Genomic DNA, 19441 nt, shown 5'->3' with positions numbered 1-19441 from the left:
ACGACCAAGCGGCAATCGCTCATTCAAAGATAGGCTAAAGACACCGACTATTAAACATGCGATTAACCGAATATTTTCCACCGATGCTGCGGATGAGGTCGGCGGTTCTGGCCGGCTTTTCGATCATGACGAAATGCCCGGCGGGAGCGATGGTGATGTGTTCGGCACCGAGTGCGTGGGCCAGTCGGATCTGCTCGGTGCGCCAGCGACGGGTGCGCCAACCCGTGTGAGCGGTGGCCACCATGCGTGGCACCGGCGGTAGCGGGTGCACCGCCCGCAGCTCGCACAATTCGGCAGCCAGTTCGTGGTAACCGGCGTATTCGGTGAGCAGCGCGCTCACCAATCCGGGTTCGGCCGCGCTGGCGCGGATTTCAACGCGCATCCTGGCGTCGAGCCCACCGGGACGTCGGCGCTGGATCAGCGCCAGCCCGGCGCGGCCCAATGGAGTCTGCAGGTGCAGCTTGTCGACCAGTGTGGCGGCCGCCGCGGCCGCGGTGAGCTTGGCTCGCGTCGGCAGTGCGGGGAGCCGCCGGTGGTCGGGAGCGATGCTCGAATCGAGGAGCAGCAGCGCGCGGGTGCGGTGTGGGTAGAGGCGGGCGAATCCTTCGGCGTAGAAGCCGCCCACCGAATGCCCCACCACCACCGCATCCGGCCGGTGCACGGCGTCCAGCACGGCGGCGATCCGGTCCGCCTCACCTCGGACCGTGCGACCGGCCGATGCTCGGTTGGTGGACGTCGGCCTGCCCGGCCGGTCGAATCGCACGACGATGTGGTCATGGGCAAGGGCGGCAACCGTGTCACTCCAGTGCACCGCCCGCCCCCCTAGTCCGCTGCACAACACCACGACGGGACCGCTGTTCCCGTCGACGAGGATGTGCACCCGATATCCGCCGATCTCGACATCGAGGCGGTCAGTCATGGGTTGGCGTCGACTCGGACGCGCGCGGTGCGCAGCGCAACATAGACCAGCCAACCGGCGAACGCGGCCAACTCCGCGCGCTGGGCGACTCCCACCACGCCGATGACGTCGGCGCTGTCGATGATGATCGCCACGCCGGTCAATATCGCTGTTGTGATCAGCGCCGCCAACATGAAGAGCCCGACGCGTTGCACCCGGGCCGGGGCGCCCTCACGTACGTCGGCTATGACGAAAGCAAGCAACGACGCGACGGCGGCTACCAGGACGATTCCACTGCTGAACCAATGCAGCTGGTGGCCTATCGGCACAGCTCCGGAGGACTCGCGGGCCGCACAGGCGGGATTCGAACTAGGCGCGCACACCAACTTCCACACCGTGTTGTCCAAGACCGTGGCCCCGGCGAATACCCCGACTGCCCACCATCCCCTGCTACTCCACTGGCTACCCCGCACGCCCACCAGGGCAGCGGCGGCCGCGACGACAAGGACACCCGCCGCACCCAGATCACCGGCCCGGAACCACTCGCCGTACGGCTGGTCCGCAGCGGCGAGCTCACTGATGTAGTGGTCTGGGTCGGGCAACGTGCGGGTGAAAACGATCTCGAGGACCCAGTTGGAATAGAGGATGGCACCGGCTGCGGCACCTACCACCGCGACCCAGCGCAGCACCGGATATAGCGACCTGGGCTTCCCGGCAGTGGCCGGCACCAAGTCAGGGCGCTGCGGGACGGCCATGAGGACATAATGCCGTGCCCGTTGGCCCCGGGAGGCTGTTCCTGATAGTTGCGCGCGTCACCGATCCCACGTCATCCACTAAGCAAGGTCGCTGTCGGCCGCCGCATCGTCCAAGTACTGACGCTCGCCGGTCTGCAGCGCCGTCCGCACCATCTGCGGGTCGTACTCATACGGTTCGGTCGAGTCGATGAATTGGTGCACGATCTGCACGAAGCGGTCCGGGTGATCGCCGTGCGGCATGTGCCCGGAATTCTCCAGGATCTCCAAACGCGAACCGGGAATCTGCTCGTGGGCCAGCCGAGCGTGGCTCACCGGGATGATCAGGTCGTCCTCGCCCCAGATGATCTGCACCGGAAGGCCGTGCATCAGGTAGCTGCGATCGAGCATCGTGACGAACTGGCCGTGGGTGTCGACCACGCCGCGCAGCGTGCGTGCGAAGGCGGCCACGGCGCCGGGCTTGCTCAACCCGCGGACCAGACGCGGCAAGCTGGCCACATCGCGGGTGAACCGGGTGGAGCCGACGACGTTTCCGACGGCGCGGCTGGCGAGATCCAGTGCCGAGACGGCGCCCGGTACCCGCAACATTGACAGCGCCTCGGCGCCCAACGGCATCGCCGCCAGGCGCAGTGCGATGCTGACGTCCTTGGTCACCCCGCCGGCGCTCACCAGCACGACGCGCTCAACGAATTCCGGGTACTGGTAGGCGAATTGAGCCGCCACACCGCCGCCCAGAGAATGCCCGACCAAGGTGACGCGGTCGATCTCCAGCACGGTGAGCAGGTCGCGCAGGCCGTTGGCGAACGACGCCAAGGAGTAGTCGGCGCGCGGCTTGTCCGACTCACCGTGGCCCAGCAGGTCGGGAGCGATGACGGTGAATCGCTGAGCGAGCTTGGCATGCACGGGCTGCCAGGTCGTGGAGTTGTCACCGACGCCGTGCAGCAGCACCACGACCGGGCCAGTCCCCGCGATACGGAAGGCGCGGCGGTGGCCGTGGATCGTGCGGAATTGCAGCTTCGGTGCGGTGACATCCCGTACGGGCCGCAGGTGGCGGTGTGGACGGTTCGGCATGGCAGTCCCTCCCTGGTATGCGTCTCCTCCCGCCGAAGCGGGGTGTTGCAGAGAAGCTTGGGGGGACGACCTTGAAAGTTTCTTGGAGACTCCTTGAACCACCACCGTGATTGGTCGCGATCAGTCCACGAGCCTTCTTTGCAGTTCCTTGGTGATGTCGAACTGGTTCTGCACGGTTGCCAGGTCGGCCTCGAGAGCGGACGTGTCCGGCCCGGTCGCCGCGGTCGCATACCGCGCGACGGCAGCTTCGATGGCGTCGACGGTTGCCGTGATCGATCCGAGCAATTCCCCTTTGTGCACTGGTGACAGCTGGGAAATCGCGACCAGGTGGTCATCGACCTCGAACGCGGTCTGTTCCAGATCGGCCCGAAGCACAACGGTTGAGCCCGTATCGAGGGCGTCCACGGCGTGTAGGGCCCTCAACGCATCGCGTAACCGGCGGTGCAGCCGAGCTTCCGGGTCGTGCGATCGGGCCCAGGCACGCGGAGCACGGGTCGGGCGGCCGGGGATCAGCTGATTGTCCCGAGTGATGGCTCGCTGCTGAGTGTGATGGACCATCGCGATGACGGCGACCGTCAGACCGACCACGAAAGCGAGCACGAGGACGACCCCGAGGACGATTTCCACGGCTACTTCCTATGAATGTTGCGGTGCGGCGATCTAGTCGAATGATGCCCGTGGGAATGGAAGTAGAAGTAGATCGAGATGGCCGCGATCACGACCAGCAGTGCAATGGCGATCGCGATCGCCAACTTCACCTTGCTCCAGGGCCGCTCGCCGGCCACCTCGCCGGTGAGGCCGTTGATACAGACCTGGAACGGCCGGTTGCTGTAGAGCACGGTCAGTAGCCAGATCGGCAGCAGGATGTGCTTGAAACCGAGGTAATTCCACGACGTCCGCAGGCTGTGGACCCGCTGGCGGTCCCCACCGATGTCGGAACGCACCGTCCGTTCGACGGCGCTCTCCATCTCCTGTTTGGCTTCGGGCAGCGCCTGCTCGGCGTCTTTGTCGTAGGTGCGACACAGGTGACCGGCTACGAATTCCGGCGAATAGGTCCTGGCCTGCTCGACCGGCCAGGGCTCGAGTGTCTTGATCCGCTTGCGATTGAGGTTTTCGCTGTCATTGGCCAGGACCGGCAGGTCGGCGAAGTCGTTGCTGACCTGACCCGACACCCGGTACCAACGTGTTTGAGTTTCGTATATTGCGTTGCCGTCATTGTCGGTACCGACTCGAACGCGGTGATCTTCGCCGCGTTCACCGTCGTAGACCGTTTGGGTGTTGGCGTCATAGGTGAAGTACGCGGTGTACAGGCTGGAGAAGGCGCCGATCTCGCGGTACTTCTTGAAGTCGGTGGGTGCGAACCAGCGCTTGGTGATCCACTTCTCGATGAGCTGACGAGCTTGTTTCTCATCGATGCGAAAAGGCACCAGTCCGTCCACCGGCAGCCGAGCCGGCGCGTTGTGCACGTCGTCGCGTTGGATGGGGGTGGCGCAGTAGGGGCATTTGGTGGCTGTCAGACTGCCGACGAATTCGGTTGTGCCGCCGCAGTTTTGACATGCAACCTCGCGCATGCCGGTGACGTTCGGCCCGGCCTGGCGTTGTTGTAGCTCTCGCAGTTGCCGCATGGCGCTGTGTAATTCGCGCGAACGGACCGGGGTATTCGGCGCGGTGATGTCGTAGTAATTCCCACAACTGGGGCAGCGCAATTTCTGGCTGGCGATGTCGAAGTTGAGCTGTCCGCCGCATGATGTGCACGGGTAGGTGCGGGTGCGCTCGGTCTGGTGAAACATCGCGGGCGCGCTCGGCGGTTCCGCGTAGGGACGCAGCGGGGGAGGCGGGGCAGCCGATGGGGGACCCGCCTGCGCTCGGGGCAGCGGCGGTGGGCCGGGCGGTCGGGGTAACGGTGGCGGACCTGGTTGCCGTCGCGGCAGGGGCGGCGGGCCGGCTGGCGGCCGAGGCAGCGGCGGTGGGCCGGTCGGGCGGGGAGGCAACGGCGGAGGCTGGGAACGCCCCGGGCCCCATCCGGGATCCCCTGGCGGGTAGCTCATTGCTGCGGCGGGAGCGGCGGCGGCGTGCCCGGCAACGGGGGCGGCGCGCTGAACAACGGTTGCAGCGCGGGCACGGTCGACGCGGGGGCCCAGTTGGGCATCCCCTCGGTCCACACCACGGTGTCGCGAGTCAATTGACCGCTGGAAACGAATTGCCGCAGTGCATTGACCGGGTAAGGACCGGCGGGCTGGCCGGCCTGCTCGAAATGGAACAGTTGCTGCGGCGGCAACGGAGGTGGCGCCCCTTGCATCGGCGGCTGCTGGTTGCCGAATTGCTGAGGTTGGCCGTAACCGCCCTGGGCCGCGTTGGCCATCTGACTGCCCAGTGCCACACCCAGGCCGGCCTGGATCGCCGATCCGGCGGCACCCCCGCCCTCGTTCTGCGCCGCGGCCAACATCGCGTCGGCTCGTCGTGCTTGGGTGTAGCGGTCGAGGTCGCCGACGTTATTGAGAAAGCTGCTCTCCTCGAGGCCACGCGCCACACCGCGGGTCATCGCCTGCTGGATCTCTTCGGGCAGCGAGATCGTCATGGTGACGGCGTCGATCCCCAGACCGAACGCCTGTACACGCTGGGCGACGAACTCGCGCAGCTTGTCCGACAACTCGACCTGGCGGCCCTGCAGATCGATCGCGCCGAGGCCGCTGCCCATCACCATGTCGTTGAACGCCAGGGCGATGTTGCGCCGGATCAACTCGGTGATCTGCTCCATGTCGACGACGCTTTGGGTGCCGAGGACCTGACGCAGGAACGCGGTGGGGTCGGTGACTCTGACGACTGTGGTGCCGTTGGCCCGGACTTGCACCATCTTGAAATCTGGGTCCCGAACGGTGACGGGTTGCGGTGTGCCCCAACGCAAATCGGGATAGGGACGGGTGTTGACGTAGTACACCTCGGACCGGAAGGGGCTGTTGAATCCGTACTTCCAACCTTGCAGCGTGCCCAAGATCGGCATGTTCTCACTGGTCAGCGTGTAGTGACCGGGGTTGAACTGATCGGCCAACTGGCCGCGATAGACAAACATGGCGCGCTGGCCTTCGCGGACGATCAGCTGCGCGCCGTTTTTGATCTCGTTGTCGTAGCGCGGGAACCGCCACGCCAAGGTCGTGTTCGTATCGTCGAGCCATTCGATGATGTCGACGAACTCGCCCCGGATCATGTCCCGCATGCCCATGGTGTGCAGTCCCCTCCTCGGCGGTGCGGTGCCTTGCCACAACGTCGTCGCTCAGCAAAGATCGATCTTGCAGATTTCTGGCGAATCTTACGCGGGGATTGCTGCTATTGAGAGGGTTCGTGCTGGCGAAGCCGGCAATGTCCTAGGCGGCCGCCTTCCTCAGACGTGCAGACGCACGCTGCAAAGGTCTCGAGGTGGCTCGTTAGCCGATTCTGGAGAGCCTGAAGGTGTCATGCAGGTCGGCGATACTGCACGGCGCTGAGCTCTGCAGGTAGTTGACGTCGCCGGTCAGCGTCTGCGGACTCCACGATTGGTCGATGGTGGCCGGATAGGTGCCGCCGCCCCATAGCGAGTCGGCGAATGCGTACAGCGGACACTTCACCCCCTGCGGAACGGTCCGTGTGACGGTGTGCCGGCCGTTGATCAGGGGCGCGGCAAAACTCTGCCCGGGCCCGGTCGTCACATGGGCGACGCACTGCGGCGCGCACGTGGTTCTGATCGTCCAGGTCCCTTGGGTGCCGTCGTCATCTGTATAGGTGAACACCCCGTCCGCGGGGTGGACCTCGGCGTTGGCTAGCGGTGCTCCAGCGATGAAAAGGGCGAATGATAGCGCAAGAGTCAAGCAGAGTGCGTACGGCTTCATGGTTCCCCCTCAAGGGACGGGATTAGTTGCGTATCCGCAACAACGCACAGCCTAACTTGCGTAATCCCAGATCAATGCCCTTTTCCAGCTCGCTCATAGGCAACTCTCAGACGCAGCGACGCGAAGTGGCAGCCGTGGCTGTCGTTTCAACTCACATTGCGTCTAATTCACGAGCTAGGCACCCCGTCGGTTCAAAGCGCGGTGATGTGGTGGTCGGGCGCAGCGCAGCGCGGGGCGTTGGGAGTGATTTCGCGGCCACGAAAACGAAGAAGGGTCGCCGTCACACCTCCGATGAAGCGGGCGAACCAGGAAGACGGTCACGGCTGGGACTGCGTGGACAGCCGTGTCGCCGGCGACGATCCTGGGGCTGACTGTGAGCCCATCCCAGACTTCGCGTTGGGCGTCGGGCGAAGAAAGGCCTGGCGCTGCCGCCTTATCTTGAACGGTCCTTCTTACCGACGAGCCGCGCGATTCCTTCAACAACTCGACGCACAGGTGTAGGGCGGGGCAGCGTGAGGGTTGGCCTAAGCGTCCTTCTCATCCATCCGAATCGATCCGTCACAGATCAACCAGCCGCCTGGTATTTCAAGGTGTATGAAATTGACTGGGGCGCAATTTGATTCACGGTGGCCCGACCGAGTCACAGGGAATCAGCGAAACGTCGGCCAACCCTTTTGGCTGATAAAGGCGTTTGGCCTTGGTTCTATGAGCCGCGGCAGCTGGCGGCCGAAGTGCAATTGCCAACACTTGATGGCCAACACATGTTGGTCTACATTTGTTGGCATGAGCACTTCAGCGAGGATGAAACCCACACTCAAACCGGCTCGGCGGCCGGCGGCGGTGGTGACAGGCACCTCCAGCGGGATAGGCCGAGCATGCGCCTTGCGCCTGGCAGGCGAGGGTTATCACGTCTTCGCCGGCGTACGGCGCAGACAACATGGACAGGCTCTCGTGCAGGAAGCCAGCCGAAACGGCGGCCAATTGACACCGGTGATCCTGGACGTCACCGATGAGGCGTCGATCCGCACGGCGGCCGCCGAGGTGGCCGACTCAGTAGGCGACGCCGGAGTGGCCGTGCTAGTCAATAACGCCGGCATCGGGATGACCTGGCCGGTCGAAGCCGTACCCCTCGCGGACCTGCGCCACATCTACGAGGTGAATGTGTTTGGGCAAGTCGCGGTCACCCAGGCGTTCTTGCCTCTGATCCGCGCGTGCGCGGGCCGCGTGGTGAATGTCGGATCGATTGGTGACCGGCTCAGCTTGCCCTTTGGCGCACCGTTGGTCTCATCGAAGTGGGCCTTCGCGTCGATCACCGAATCGCTGCGGATGGAGTTGCGGCCGTGGGGAATTCATGTCGTCCTCATTGAGCCGGCCACGATCCAAACGGACGCGGTGAAGAAAGTCAAGGAGGACGCAGAACGGGTGATGAGCAAGATGACCCCCGCCGACCTCGAGTTGTACGGCGAGACCTACCAAGCGATGACCCGAAAGGCGATCGAGCGCGCGAGTTCGGGCAGCGATCCCGATGTCGTCGCCCGGGCGGTGCTGCACGCAGCGAGAAAGAAGCGGCCACGCACGCGCTACGTCGTCGGCAAGGATGGCCGACTGCTGGCCTTCTTGGCCGGATGGGCCCCCGACCGACTCTTCGATGCCATGCGTGTTCGCCTGTTCGGCCTGCCGAAGAAGTTCGGTGCGGCCGCCCAACCAGTTAACGGAGTTGCTCGATGAAACTGACCAATCAAGACGCCGTCGCCGACCTCGACGCCGACTTCGCGACGATGGCCGTCGAAGTCGGCCAACACGCCTGGGGGCTGCCAGAACTCACGATGCGAGAGAAGGCATTCGTCTTCCTCGCCGCCGACCTGTGCACGCACTGCCTCGGCTTCCCGCTGCAGACCCATGCGCAGATGGCCGTGTCTCAAGGGGTCGACATGCCCGCGCTGCGCGAGGCAGTCCGGCATCTTGCTCCCTACGTGGGATACCCGACCGCGGCTGAGGCGCTGATGGCGCTCGCCAACATTGAGCAGCCGCAGGGATCCGCTTCGTCGTCGCCGGCTGAAAACTCACCGGTCGAGCTCGACGAAGACACCGTCCTGGCGATCGCCCATCTCGATGACCGCTTCGCCACGTTCTACCGCGACCAGTTCAACTCCCGGTGGGGGCGTTCGGAACTCACTGTGCGAGAGCGGGCATTGGCAACCATCGCCACCGACGTGCTCAACAGCACCCTGGAGGACTCGCTGCGCCTACATGTGCGCCTCGCGTTGAACAACGGTGCAGGAGAAGAACAGATTCGTGCGGTCGTTTTGCAGGTATCGGAATTCGCTATCGACAAGGCGTGGCGCGCTTTCAACGCGTTGAACGAAATCCTGGCTGCCTCGGCCGCATAGAGCTATCGGCGGAACCGGCAACAATGCCAACGGTGTTGGCCTACATTTGTTCGCATGGCTTTCACACAACGGTCTGAGAACACGCGAACCGCGATCCTCACCGCAGCGCGACAGATGCTGGCCAGCCGCGGGTATGAAGCCACGACCATCAGAGCCGTGGCCGCGGCGGCCGGCATCGACCCATCGATGGTGATGCGCTACTACGGAAATAAGCAAGGGCTATTCGCCGCCGCGGTCGACGTCGACCTGCAACTACCCGATCCGTCGGCACTACCGGCCGACAACATCGGCAACGTTCTGGCCCATCACGTCATCTCGCGCTGGGAAGGTGCACTATCTGATGAGTTCATCACCTTGCTGCTGCGTTCGGCCGGAACGAATAGTGCTGCAGCAGAGCAGTTTCGGCTGATTTTCGAACGTCAGCTGCTCAAGTTCGTCCAAGGGATCGCCGGCCGGGGACAGTTGGCCCGCCGGCGCGCCGCGATGGTCAGCTCGCAGGTCCTGGGCGTGGCTTACTGCCGGTACATACTAGAGCTGCCCGCGGTCACCGAACTCGACGGCGAGACACTGGCCAACACTTTGGGTCCAGTGCTGCAGCACTACCTCACCGGAGACCTCTCGGGACCGGTGGACGCGACCGCCGCTAAACGCGGCAAGGCATCAACGGCAGGGCGTTCCCGGTGAGGACTCCGACCGGCTGAGCACTTTCCCGAGCACGCCGACTTGAAGGCCGGCACACGTTGGCTACGTTGTAGGTATTCGGCGCTGATGCTCGGTGGAAGCGATCAAAGCTCGCGGCGTAGGACTTCCCCTTGTGTGCGATCCGCGCGGAGTTTTCACTACGTGAAGGAGTTGAGGGTGGAAGATTCACCGGAGTCGGTCATTCGTAAGTTCATCGATACTTGGCCCCGGTCCGATGTCGACGAGATGATCGCGTTTTTCAGCGACGACGCCGTGTATACCGATGGTCCGCGCGGGACGTTCAGGGGCAAAGAGGCAATCGAGACCGAGATGAGGTCGTTGATGGACCTAGTGCCTACCACGACGGCCGATGTAAAACACTTCCTGGTTAGTGGTGGCGTCGTGATGGTGGAGCGGGTTGACGTGTTTGAGATGGCGGGCGAGACGTTCGACGTTGAAATGTCCGCAGTCTTTGAAGTCAATGGAGATGGATTGATTTCGCGCTGGCGCGACTACTACGACCTTCGGTCGCTCGAAGAGCGTGTGGCTGAGCGGCTGGGAGCCGCCGGCAGTGGTTGATTGCAGTGGTGGAGTGGATTCAGTAGGCAGCAACGCTACGTCGCGTATTACTCCTCGTTTTTTGACGAGCATGGGTAGCGGATAGATAGACCGCTTTGGATGGCCGAAGTAGCAATCTTCAAAAGCACCGTCTAGCAGGTCGTTCGTGTCTGCTAGTTACAGTGCCCCCGGCAGGATTCGAACCTGCGGCCTTCTGCTCCGGAGGCAGACGCTCTATCCCCTGAGCTACGGGGGCGCACTCAAAACACGTTGCGCCGTGGGGCTTGAACAAGCACGGACAGACTAACGCATCCCGGTGAGTCCGTTGTCACCGCGATGGATTCGGGGCGCAAGCGCCTTAGCCAATAGGATGGACGCTCGTGACCCCCGCCGACCTGGCCGAGCTGCTCAGGACCGCCGCCGCCGCGGTGCTGGCCGAGCACGGCCTTGACGTGTCCGCGTTGCCGCAGACCGTCGTGGTCGAACGGCCCCGTAACCCCGAACATGGCGACTATGCCAGCAACCTGGCACTGCAATTGGGCAAGAAGGTCGGTGCCAACCCGCGTGAATTGGCCGGATGGCTGGCCGATGCCCTGGCCCAGGCCGACGGCATCGCCTCGGCGGAGGTGGCCGGTCCCGGCTTCATCAATCTGCGCCTCGAGGCGTCAGCGCAGGCCAAGATCGTCACTAACGTCATCGACGCCGGCAACGGCTATGGCCACTCGCAGCTGCTGGCGGGCCAGAAGATCAATCTGGAATTCGTCTCGGCCAACCCGACCGGACCCATCCACATCGGCGGCACGCGGTGGGCCGCCGTCGGCGACGCCCTGGGGCGACTGCTGTCCACGCAGGGCGCCGACGTGGTGCGGGAGTACTACTTCAACGACCACGGCGCCCAGATTGACCGGTTCGCCATGTCACTGGTCGCTGCGGCCAAGGGAAAGCCCACGCCGGAAGACGGCTACGCGGGCACTTACATCAACGACATCGCCGCTCAGGTGTTGCAGAAGTCACCTGACGCCCTGAGCCTGCCCGACGACGAAATGCGCGAGACCTTCCGCGAAATCGGCGTCGACCTCATGTTCAGCCACATCAAAGAGTCGTTGCACGAGTTCGGCACCGACTTCGACGTCTACACCCACGAAGACTCGATGCATACCAGCGGCCGCGTCGACGAGGCCATCAGCAGGTTGCGTGAAACCGGCAACATCTACGAGAAGGACGGCGCAACCTGGTTGCGTACCAGTGCATTTGGTGACGACAAAGACCGCGTCGTCGTCAAGAGCGACGGCAAGCCGGCCTATATCGCCGGTGACCTCGCCTACTACCTGGACAAGCGTCAGCGCGGCTTCGACCTCTGCATCTACATGCTCGGCGCGGACCATCACGGCTATATCGCCAGGCTCAAGGCCGCGGCGGCGGCATTCGGCGAGGACCCGGCCACCGTGGAGGTCCTGATCGGTCAGATGGTGCACCTGGTGCGCGACGGCCAGCCGATCAAGATGAGCAAGCGGGCGGGCACCGTCATCACCTTGGACGACCTGGTCGAGGCGATCGGTGTCGACGCGGCGCGTTACAGCCTCATCCGGTCGTCGGTGGACACCGCGATCGACATCGACCTGGCGCTGTGGTCGTCGGCGTCGAATGAGAATCCCGTCTACTACGTGCAGTACGCCCACGCCCGACTCTCGGCGCTCGCCCGCAACGCCGCCGAACTGGGACTCATCGCCGACACCACTCACCTCGAACTGCTCAGCCACGACAAAGAAGGCACGTTGCTGCGTAGCATTGGGGAATTCCCGCGGGTGCTCAAGACGGCGGCAACGCTGCGGGAACCGCACCGCGTCTGCCGCTACCTGGAAGATCTGGCCGGTGACTACCATCGGTTCTACGACTCGTGCCGGGTACTGCCCCAAGGTGACGAGCAGCCGACCGACCTGCACACCGCGCGCCTGGCGCTATGCCAAGCCGCCCGCCAAGTGATCGCCAATGGGCTGGCAATACTCGGCGTCACCGCCCCGGAGAGAATGTGAACGTCCACCCCGCCGGTCCCCGGCACGCCGAAGAGACCCGGCATCCCAGTAGTCCGCCTCGTCCGCAGTCCCCCGAAGAGCTGCTGCGGTTGGCGCCGAACGTGTGGCCGCGCAACGTGGTTCGCGACGAAACCGGAGTTGCGGCGATCGCCGGGGTGCCGCTGACCTACCTCGCCCAGGAGTACGGCACCCCGCTGTTCGTCATCGACGAAGACGACTTCCGCTCCCGTTGCCAAGAGACCGCGGCGGCGTTCGGCGGTGGGGCCAACGTCCACTACGCGGCCAAGGCCTTCCTCTGCAGTGAGGTGGCGCGCTGGATCGACGAGGAGGGTCTTTCGCTGGATGTGTGCAGCGGCGGTGAGCTCGCGGTGGCGCTGCACGCCAAGTTCCCGCCAGAGCGAATCGCGTTGCACGGCAACAACAAATCGGTGGCCGAGCTGACCGCGGCGGTGAAAGCCGGCATCAGCCACATCGTTGTGGATTCCATGACCGAGATCGAGCGACTCGACACCATCGCCGGCGAGGCCGGAGTGGTCCAGGATGTCTACGTTCGCCTGACCGTGGGCGTCGAGGCGCACACCCACGAATTCATCTCCACCGCGCACGAAGACCAGAAATTCGGACTCTCGGTGGCCAGCGGCGCGGCAATGGCCGCGGTCCGGCGTGTTTTTGCCACCGACAACTTGCGACTGGTCGGGTTGCACAGCCACATCGGCTCCCAGATCTTCGACGTGGCCGGGTTCGAGATCGCCGCACACCGCGTCATCGGTCTGCTGCAACAGATCGTCGAAGAGTTCGGTGTCGACAAGACAGCGCAGATCTCCACGGTCGATCTCGGCGGTGGCTTGGGCATCTCATACCTGGCCGCCGACGACCCTCCACCGATGAACGAACTGGCCGCCAAGCTCAGCGCCATCGTGCATCACGAATCGGCCGCCGCCGGGCTGCCCACGCCCAGGCTGGTGGTCGAGCCCGGCCGCGCCATCGCCGGGCCCGGCACCATCACGTTGTATGAAGTCGGCACCGTCAAGGACGTCGACGTCAGCGCTTCGGCGAATCGCCGCTACGTCAGCGTCGACGGTGGCATGAGTGACAACATCCGCACCGCACTCTATGCCGCGCAATACGACGTGCGGCTGGTCTCACGAGTCAGCGACGCCCCGGCGACGCAGGCCCGACTGGTCGGAAAGCATTGTGAGAGCGGTGATGTCATCGTGCGTGACGCATGGGTCCCTGACGACATCGAGCCGGGCGACCTGGTCGCGGTGGCCGCGACCGGAGCCTACTGCTACTCGCTTTCCAGCCGTTACAACATGATCGGCCGTCCCGCCGTGGTAGCGGTGCGCGCGGGCAAGGCCCGTCTGGTGCTGCGTCGCGAGACGGTCGACGACCTGCTGAGTTTGGAAGTGAGGTGACCCATGTCCGATGACGAAAAGCCCATCGGCGTAGCGGTACTCGGCTTGGGCAACGTCGGCAGCGAAGTTGTCCGGATCATCGAGGAAAGTGCCGAGGACCTCGCCGGCCGCATCGGTGCTCCACTGGTGCTGCGCGGCGTCGCGGTGCGGCGGGTGGCCGCTGACCGTGGTGTGCCCATCGAGTTGCTCACCGACAACGTCGATGAACTCGTCTCGCGCGACGACGTCGACATCGTCGTCGAGCTCATGGGGCCGGTAGAACCGGCCCGCAAAGCGATCCTCACCGCGATCGAGCACGGCAAGTCCGTCGTCACCGCCAACAAGGCTCTGCTCTCTATTTCCACCGGCGAATTGGCCCAGGCCGCTGAAAACGCCGTCGTGGACCTGTATTTCGAGGCGGCCGTGGCCGGTGCCATCCCGGTGATCCGGCCGCTGACCCAGTCCCTGGCCGGGGACACGGTGCTGCGGGTGGCCGGCATCGTCAACGGCACCACCAACTACATCCTCTCCGCGATGGACAGCACCGGCGCCGACTATCACAGCGCCCTGGCCGACGCCAGCGCCCTGGGCTATGCCGAAGCCGACCCGACCGCCGACGTCGAGGGCTACGACGCGGCGGCCAAGGCCGCGATCCTGGCGTCCATCGCCTTCCATACCCGCGTCACCGCCGACGACGTGTACCGCGAAGGGATCACCAAGATCACCCCGGCCGACTTCGAGTCGGCGCGTGCCTTGGGTTGCACCATCAAGCTGCTGTCCATCTGTGAGCGCATCACCACTGACGAAGGCCAGCAACGGGTTTCGGCGCGCGTCTATCCTGCCCTGGTCCCACTGACCCATCCGCTGGCGACGGTCAACGGCGCTTTCAACGCCGTAGTGGTCGAGGCGCAGGCCGCCGGTCGGTTGATGTTCTACGGACAGGGCGCCGGCGGTGCGCCCACTGCGTCCGCGGTGACCGGGGACCTGGTGATGGCCGCGCGTAACCGGGTGCTGGGCAGCCGGGGCCCGCGCGAGTCCAAGTACGCTCAACTCCCAGTGGCGTCAATGGGTTTCATTGCCACCCGCTACTACGTCAGCATGAACGTCGCGGACAAGCCCGGTGTGTTGTCTGCTGTGGCAGCAGAGTTCGGCAAGCGTGAGGTGAGCATCGCCGAGGTCCGCCAGGAAGGCGTGGCCGACGAAGGCGGGCGGCGGATCGGTGCCCGCATCGTCGTCGTCACCCACTCGGCGACCGATGCCGCGCTCTCCGAAACCGTTGAGGCGCTCGCTGACCTGGACGTCGTCCAGGGCGTGACCAGCGTGCTCCGACTGGAAGGAACCGGTTTATGACCACCCCGCGAACGGCCACTCACCGTCCGTGGCCGGGTTTGATCGCGGCATACCGGGACCGGCTGCCGGTAGGTGACGACTGGACCCCGGTCACCCTGCTAGAAGGCGGCACCCCGCTCATCCCGGCGCCGAGACTGTCCGAACAGACCGGGTGCACAATCCATCTAAAGGTCGAAGGGCTCAACCCCACCGGCTCCTTCAAGGACCGGGGCATGACCATGGCGGTTACCGATGCCGTGGCGCGCGGCCAACAGGCGGTGCTGTGCGCGTCGACCGGCAACACCTCGGCCTCGGCGGCGGCGTACGCCGCGCGCGCCGGCATCACCTGCGCCGTGCTGATCCCGCAAGGCAAAATAGCGATGGGCAAACTGGCGCAGGCGGTGATGCACGGCGCCAGAATCATTCAGATCGACGGCAACTTCGACGACTGCCTGGAATTGGCCCGCAAGATGACCGCCGACTTCCCGACCATCTCGCTGGTCAACTCGGTCAACCCGGTGCGGATCGAAGGGCAGAAGACCGCGGCGTTCGAGATCGTCGACGCGCTGGGGACCGCCCCGGACGTGCACGCCCTGCCAGTCGGCAACGCCGGCAACATCACTGCCTATTGGAAGGGCTACACCGAGTACCGCGACGACGGCTTGATCGACCAGCTGCCCCGCATGTTGGGCACCCAAGCCGCCGGTGCGGCGCCCCTGGTCCACGGTGAGCCGGTGCGCAACCCGGAGACGATCGCCACCGCGATCCGCATCGGCGCACCCGCGTCCTGGACCGCGGCGGTCGCGGCCCAACAACAATCCAACGGGCGCTTCCTGGCCGCCACCGACGAGGAGATCCTGGCCGCATACCACTTGGTGGCCAGCACCGAAGGCGTCTTCGTCGAGCCCGCATCCGCGGCCAGCATCGCCGGCCTGCTCAAGGCCATCGACGACGGCTGGGTGGCGCGCGGCTCGACCGTGGTGTGCACGGTCACCGGCAACGGCCTCAAGGATCCCGACACCGCACTCAAGGACATGCCGACGGTGTCGCCGGTCCCGGTTGACCCCGTCCTGGTCGTGGAGAAGTTGGGACTGGCTTAGTGGTCGCCAGCGCGGCGGAGCCGGATGCCGTGACGCGCCAGTCATCGGTTCCCGTCCTGCCGCCCGGACTGGTCGCCCATGCCGTGGTGGAGGCGTCCAGTGCCAATCTCGGGCCGGGCTTTGACAGCATCGGGCTGGCATTCCACCTGTGTGACGAAATCATCGTCGAGACAATCGATTCCGGTCTTGTCGTGGTGGTGGACGGGGAGGGCGCCGACGAAGTGTCGCTGGGCCCCGAGCACCTGGTGGTGCGCGCGGTCCAGCGGGGTTTGCAGGCGGTCGGCGTCAGCGCCGCGGGCCTGGCGGTGCGCTGCCGTAACGCCATACCGCACTCGCGCGGTCTTGGCTCCTCGGCAGCGGCCGTAGTGGGCGGTATAGCGGCGGTGAATGGTCTTGTCGCACAAACGGATTTCGCACCGTTGAGTATCCCCGCGATGATCCAGTTGGCGAGCGAATTCGAGGGACACCCGGACAATGCGGCGGCGGCCGTGCTGGGCGGCGCCGTCGTCTCCTGGACCGACCACAGCGCGGGGCGCCCGGGCTACTTCGCGGCGCCGCTGCGCCTGCATCCCGACATCCGTCTGTTCTCGGCGATTCCGCAGGAGCGTTCGTCGACCGCGGAGACCCGGGTGCTGCTGCCTACCGAGGTCAGCCATGAAGACGCGCGGTTCAACCTCAGCCGGGCCGCCCTGCTGGTGGTCGCCCTCACCGAGCGGCCCGACCTGTTGATGGCAGCGACCGAAGATGTGCTTCATCAGCCCCAACGCGCCCCGGCCATGCCGGCGTCGGCGGAATATTTGCGGCTACTACGGCGTCATAACATTGCGGCAACGCTTTCCGGGGCAGGTCCCTCGCTCATCGCACTGACAACAGAGCCGGAATTGCCCGCTGAAGCGCTGCATTACGGGGCCACACAAGGTTTCACGATCACCGCGATGACCGCAGGCGAAGGAGTTCGCTGGGGCCCCGGAGCCACACCCAACAGTTGATGCACGGCGCCGCGGGAGCGTTGCTTGCTTCCGGCCAGGAAGCGGGCTATCCTCGGACCCGTCCAGCAATTGCAGCATCTGCATCTGCATCCATACTGCCTTGCCGCTAGGACAACCACCAATTCTTCTCGTGGACGAGGTTCCCCGTCTCCGGTGACGATCCGGGCGATCACCGTCGCAGAGTCGACTATTGGGTGCACTCACCAATTTGGCTGATTGCAACGAACCCCCCGCATGACCTGATCAGCAGGGGAAGAAAGGAAATCCGTGACTGATACGGACCTCTTCACGGCTGGCGAAAGCACCGACGCAGACAAGCAGTCGGACTCCGTGATCACAGACACCCCAGTCGTCAAAACCGGTGCGCCGACAGGATCACTGGCCGCCATGGTGCTGCCCGAACTTCGGGCGCTGGCTAGCCAGTCCGGCGTAAAGGGCACCTCTGGTATGCGCAAGAACGAACTCATCGCCGCGATCAAGGAGATCAGGGGACAGGCCAACGGCACGTCCACCGCCCAGACCGCGACTGCTCCACTCCAAGACACCGCGGCCCCGCCCGCCGCCAACGGGACCCAAATTCCCGACAACGGGGTGGCCCAAGAAACCCAGAAAGCTGACGCTTCGGTAAACGCCGACGCGCCGGCCAAGGCGGAGCAGGAGACCGAGGCACCGGCCGAACCGCGACGCCGCGAACGCCGGGGCGCCGCCCGCGAGGCGGGATCGGCAAGCCCCACCACCAGCGACAGCCCAGCCTCGAACGGGACCGCTGACGGCTCGAAGGCCCAGTCAGACACCAAGACGGAGGAACGTCCGGCAGAGGCGGGCGGCGACCAAAACGGTGACCAGCAAGGCGGGGGCCAGCAGAACCGCGGTGGCGACGACGACGGTGACGGACGTCAGGGCCGGCGCGGTCGCCGCTTCCGCGACCGGCGCCGGCGCGGCGAACGCACCGGTGAAGGCGGCGGCGAAAGCGAACTGCGCGAGGACGATGTCGTCCAGCCGGTAGCGGGCATCCTCGACGTTCTGGACAACTACGCATTCGTGCGCACCTCCGGCTACCTGGCCGGCCCGCACGACGTCTACGTGTCGATGAACATGGTGCGCAAGAACGGTCTGCGCCGCGGCGACGCGGTGACCGGTGCCGTCCGCGTGCCCCGAGAAGGAGAAACAGGCGACAAGAACCCGCGGCAGAAGTTCAACCCGCTGGTTCGCCTGGACAGCATCAACGGCGGATCCATCGAAGACGCCAAGAAGCGGCCCGAATTCGGCAAGCTGACTCCGCTGTACCCCAACCAGCGGCTGCGTCTGGAAACCACCCCGGACCGGTTGACCACGCGGGTCATCGACCTGATCATGCCGATCGGTAAGGGTCAGCGCGCGCTGATCGTGTCGCCGCCCAAGGCCGGTAAGACGACGATCCTGCAGGACATCGCCAACGCGATCACCAGGAACAACCCGGAATGCCACCTCATGGTCGTGCTCGTCGACGAGCGGCCGGAAGAGGTCACCGACATGCAGCGCTCGGTCAAGGGTGAGGTCATCTCGTCCACGTTCGACCGGCCGCCGTCAGACCACACCCAGGCCGCCGAGCTGGCCATCGAGCGCGCCAAGCGGCTCGTGGAGCAGGGCAAGGACGTCGTGGTGCTGCTGGACTCGATCACCCGACTGGGCCGCGCGTACAACAACGCGTCGCCGGCATCGGGCCGCATCCTGTCCGGTGGTGTCGATTCGACCGCGCTGTACCCGCCCAAGCGCTTCCTGGGCGCCGCCCGCAACATCGAAGAAGGCGGATCGCTGACCATCATCGCCACCGCGATGGTGGAGACCGGTTCCACCGGTGACACGGTGATCTTCGAAGAGTTCAAGGGCACCGGTAACGCAGAGCTCAAGCTGGACCGCAAGATCGCCGAGCGTCGGGTCTTTCCCGCCGTCGACGTCAACCCGTCCGGAACCCGCAAGGACGAGCTGCTGCTCTCGCCCGACGAATTCGGAATCGTGCACAAACTGCGCCGGGTGCTGTCCGGCCTGGATTCGCATCAGGCCATCGATCTGCTCATGTCGCAGCTGCGCAAGACCAAGACCAACTACGAATTCCTGGTGCAGGTGTCCAAGACGACACCGGGATCGATGGACAACGACTAACCGTCGTCACATCCGCCACAGCGGTCTCTGTCCGGGCATGTGTGCTTGTGCCCACCTCACAGCGACAACTGCGGTTGTCGCGCGGAGGTGGGCAAAAAGCCAGGTGGGTCCGAGCAGAGCCGGCAGTGACAGCTGAGACCTATGGCCGGCGGGAATGCCAGCGCACATCACGGTGTTTGGGTAGAAGGTGGTTGACCTGGCATAATCGAGGCTCGACCACCCCAGAACCCACCCAGGTTCT

General features: G+C 65.0%; 17 protein-coding genes and 1 tRNA gene. 10 read left to right on the top strand and 8 right to left on the bottom strand.

Going from position 1 to position 19441, the window contains the following annotated elements; genetic code table 11:
* Positions 1-34: 34 nt before the first annotated feature.
* From I2456_RS19480 to I2456_RS19450, 7 genes are all read right to left on the bottom strand, one after another.
* Positions 35-919, bottom strand: coding sequence for an alpha/beta hydrolase (locus I2456_RS19480; RefSeq protein ID WP_085074865.1), 885 nt, complete (start codon positions 917-919; stop codon positions 35-37).
* Positions 916-1653, bottom strand: coding sequence for a DUF998 domain-containing protein (locus tag I2456_RS19475; protein ID WP_085074864.1), 738 nt, complete (start codon positions 1651-1653; stop codon positions 916-918). Before I2456_RS19475 ends, I2456_RS19480 begins: the two co-directional genes overlap by 4 nt.
* Before the next feature lie 78 nt (positions 1654-1731).
* The gene (locus tag I2456_RS19470) at positions 1732-2721 is read right to left on the bottom strand and encodes an alpha/beta fold hydrolase (protein ID WP_068165000.1); all 990 of its coding nucleotides are present in this window, start codon (positions 2719-2721) and stop codon (positions 1732-1734) included.
* Between the two features lie 120 nt (positions 2722-2841).
* Complete coding sequence (locus I2456_RS19465; RefSeq protein WP_085074863.1) at positions 2842-3348, bottom strand: hypothetical protein; 507 nt, start codon at positions 3346-3348, stop codon at positions 2842-2844.
* A gap of 2 nt (positions 3349-3350) precedes the next feature.
* Positions 3351-4511 carry a TFIIB-type zinc ribbon-containing protein gene (locus I2456_RS19460; protein WP_174814231.1) on the bottom strand — a complete coding sequence of 387 codons (1161 nt, stop codon included), beginning with the start codon at positions 4509-4511 and terminating at the stop codon, positions 3351-3353.
* A 254-nt stretch (positions 4512-4765) separates the two neighbouring features.
* On the bottom strand, positions 4766-5935 hold the full coding sequence (locus tag I2456_RS19455) for an SPFH domain-containing protein (RefSeq protein ID WP_241007763.1): 1170 nt from the start codon (positions 5933-5935) through the stop codon (positions 4766-4768).
* Positions 5936-6143: 208 nt separating this feature from the next.
* Entirely contained in the window at positions 6144-6563 is a 420-nt protein-coding gene (locus I2456_RS19450) for a hypothetical protein (protein ID WP_139823240.1), read from the bottom strand.
* A gap of 804 nt (positions 6564-7367) precedes the next feature.
* Here I2456_RS19450 and I2456_RS19445 point away from each other — a divergent pair.
* The 4 genes from I2456_RS19445 to I2456_RS19430 all read left to right on the top strand — a co-directional run bounded on the left by I2456_RS19445 (position 7368) and on the right by I2456_RS19430 (position 10234).
* Complete coding sequence (locus I2456_RS19445) at positions 7368-8312, top strand: SDR family oxidoreductase (protein WP_241007762.1); 945 nt, start codon at positions 7368-7370, stop codon at positions 8310-8312.
* The gene (locus tag I2456_RS19440; RefSeq protein WP_085074860.1) at positions 8309-8974 is read left to right on the top strand and encodes a carboxymuconolactone decarboxylase family protein; all 666 of its coding nucleotides are present in this window, start codon (positions 8309-8311) and stop codon (positions 8972-8974) included. Before I2456_RS19445 ends, I2456_RS19440 begins: the two co-directional genes overlap by 4 nt.
* Positions 8975-9028: 54 nt before the next feature.
* Positions 9029-9658 carry a TetR/AcrR family transcriptional regulator gene (locus tag I2456_RS19435; RefSeq protein ID WP_085074859.1) on the top strand — a complete coding sequence of 210 codons (630 nt, stop codon included), beginning with the start codon at positions 9029-9031 and terminating at the stop codon, positions 9656-9658.
* A gap of 174 nt (positions 9659-9832) precedes the next feature.
* Positions 9833-10234: a nuclear transport factor 2 family protein gene (locus I2456_RS19430; RefSeq protein WP_163703915.1), complete on the top strand. Its 402-nt coding sequence runs from the start codon at positions 9833-9835 to the stop codon at positions 10232-10234.
* Between the two features lie 162 nt (positions 10235-10396).
* Here the strand turns inward: I2456_RS19430 and I2456_RS19425 are convergent.
* Positions 10397-10469 (bottom strand) — tRNA-Arg (locus tag I2456_RS19425).
* 124 nt (positions 10470-10593) lie between these two features.
* Here I2456_RS19425 and argS point away from each other — a divergent pair.
* The 6 genes from argS (at position 10594) to rho (ending at position 19200) form a co-directional block, all read left to right on the top strand.
* Entirely contained in the window at positions 10594-12246 is a 1653-nt protein-coding gene (gene argS / locus I2456_RS19420) for an arginine--tRNA ligase (RefSeq protein ID WP_085074857.1), read from the top strand.
* The gene (gene lysA / locus I2456_RS19415; protein WP_085074856.1) at positions 12243-13661 is read left to right on the top strand and encodes a diaminopimelate decarboxylase; all 1419 of its coding nucleotides are present in this window, start codon (positions 12243-12245) and stop codon (positions 13659-13661) included. The genes argS and lysA overlap by 4 nt, the downstream gene beginning before the upstream one ends.
* 3 nt (positions 13662-13664) lie before the next feature.
* Complete coding sequence (locus I2456_RS19410; protein ID WP_068032887.1) at positions 13665-14990, top strand: homoserine dehydrogenase; 1326 nt, start codon at positions 13665-13667, stop codon at positions 14988-14990.
* A complete protein-coding gene (thrC, locus tag I2456_RS19405) occupies positions 14987-16069 on the top strand; it encodes a threonine synthase (protein ID WP_068032885.1) in 1083 nt (360 codons plus the stop codon). The genes I2456_RS19410 and thrC overlap by 4 nt, the downstream gene beginning before the upstream one ends.
* A gap of 29 nt (positions 16070-16098) precedes the next feature.
* Complete coding sequence (thrB, locus tag I2456_RS19400; protein WP_068032957.1) at positions 16099-17058, top strand: homoserine kinase; 960 nt, start codon at positions 16099-16101, stop codon at positions 17056-17058.
* A gap of 267 nt (positions 17059-17325) precedes the next feature.
* Entirely contained in the window at positions 17326-19200 is a 1875-nt protein-coding gene (gene rho, locus I2456_RS19395; RefSeq protein ID WP_068032883.1) for a transcription termination factor Rho, read from the top strand.
* The last annotated feature ends 241 nt before the right edge of the window (positions 19201-19441 follow it).

The organism is Mycobacterium kubicae, from assembly GCF_015689175.1.
GTDB lineage: Bacteria > Actinomycetota > Actinomycetes > Mycobacteriales > Mycobacteriaceae > Mycobacterium > Mycobacterium kubicae.
This window is presented reverse-complemented; position numbering and strand designations above follow the sequence as displayed.

Excerpts from the sequence above, each read along its gene's own strand:
- I2456_RS19470 (WP_068165000.1), bottom strand. The coding sequence starts at position 2,721 with ATGCCGAACCGTCCACACCGCCACCTGCGGCCCGTACGGGATGTCACC.
- I2456_RS19460 (WP_174814231.1), bottom strand. The coding sequence starts at position 4,511 with ATGTTTCACCAGACCGAGCGCACCCGCACCTACCCGTGCACATCATGC.
- thrC (WP_068032885.1), top strand. The coding sequence starts at position 14,987 with ATGACCACCCCGCGAACGGCCACTCACCGTCCGTGGCCGGGTTTGATC.
- I2456_RS19455 (WP_241007763.1), bottom strand. The coding sequence starts at position 5,935 with ATGCGGGACATGATCCGGGGCGAGTTCGTCGACATCATCGAATGGCTC.
- I2456_RS19435 (WP_085074859.1), top strand. The coding sequence starts at position 9,029 with ATGGCTTTCACACAACGGTCTGAGAACACGCGAACCGCGATCCTCACC.
- I2456_RS19410 (WP_068032887.1), top strand. The coding sequence starts at position 13,665 with ATGTCCGATGACGAAAAGCCCATCGGCGTAGCGGTACTCGGCTTGGGC.
- I2456_RS19445 (WP_241007762.1), top strand. The coding sequence starts at position 7,368 with ATGAGCACTTCAGCGAGGATGAAACCCACACTCAAACCGGCTCGGCGG.
- I2456_RS19475 (WP_085074864.1), bottom strand. The coding sequence starts at position 1,653 with ATGGCCGTCCCGCAGCGCCCTGACTTGGTGCCGGCCACTGCCGGGAAG.
- I2456_RS19440 (WP_085074860.1), top strand. The coding sequence starts at position 8,309 with ATGAAACTGACCAATCAAGACGCCGTCGCCGACCTCGACGCCGACTTC.
- I2456_RS19480 (WP_085074865.1), bottom strand. The coding sequence starts at position 919 with ATGACTGACCGCCTCGATGTCGAGATCGGCGGATATCGGGTGCACATC.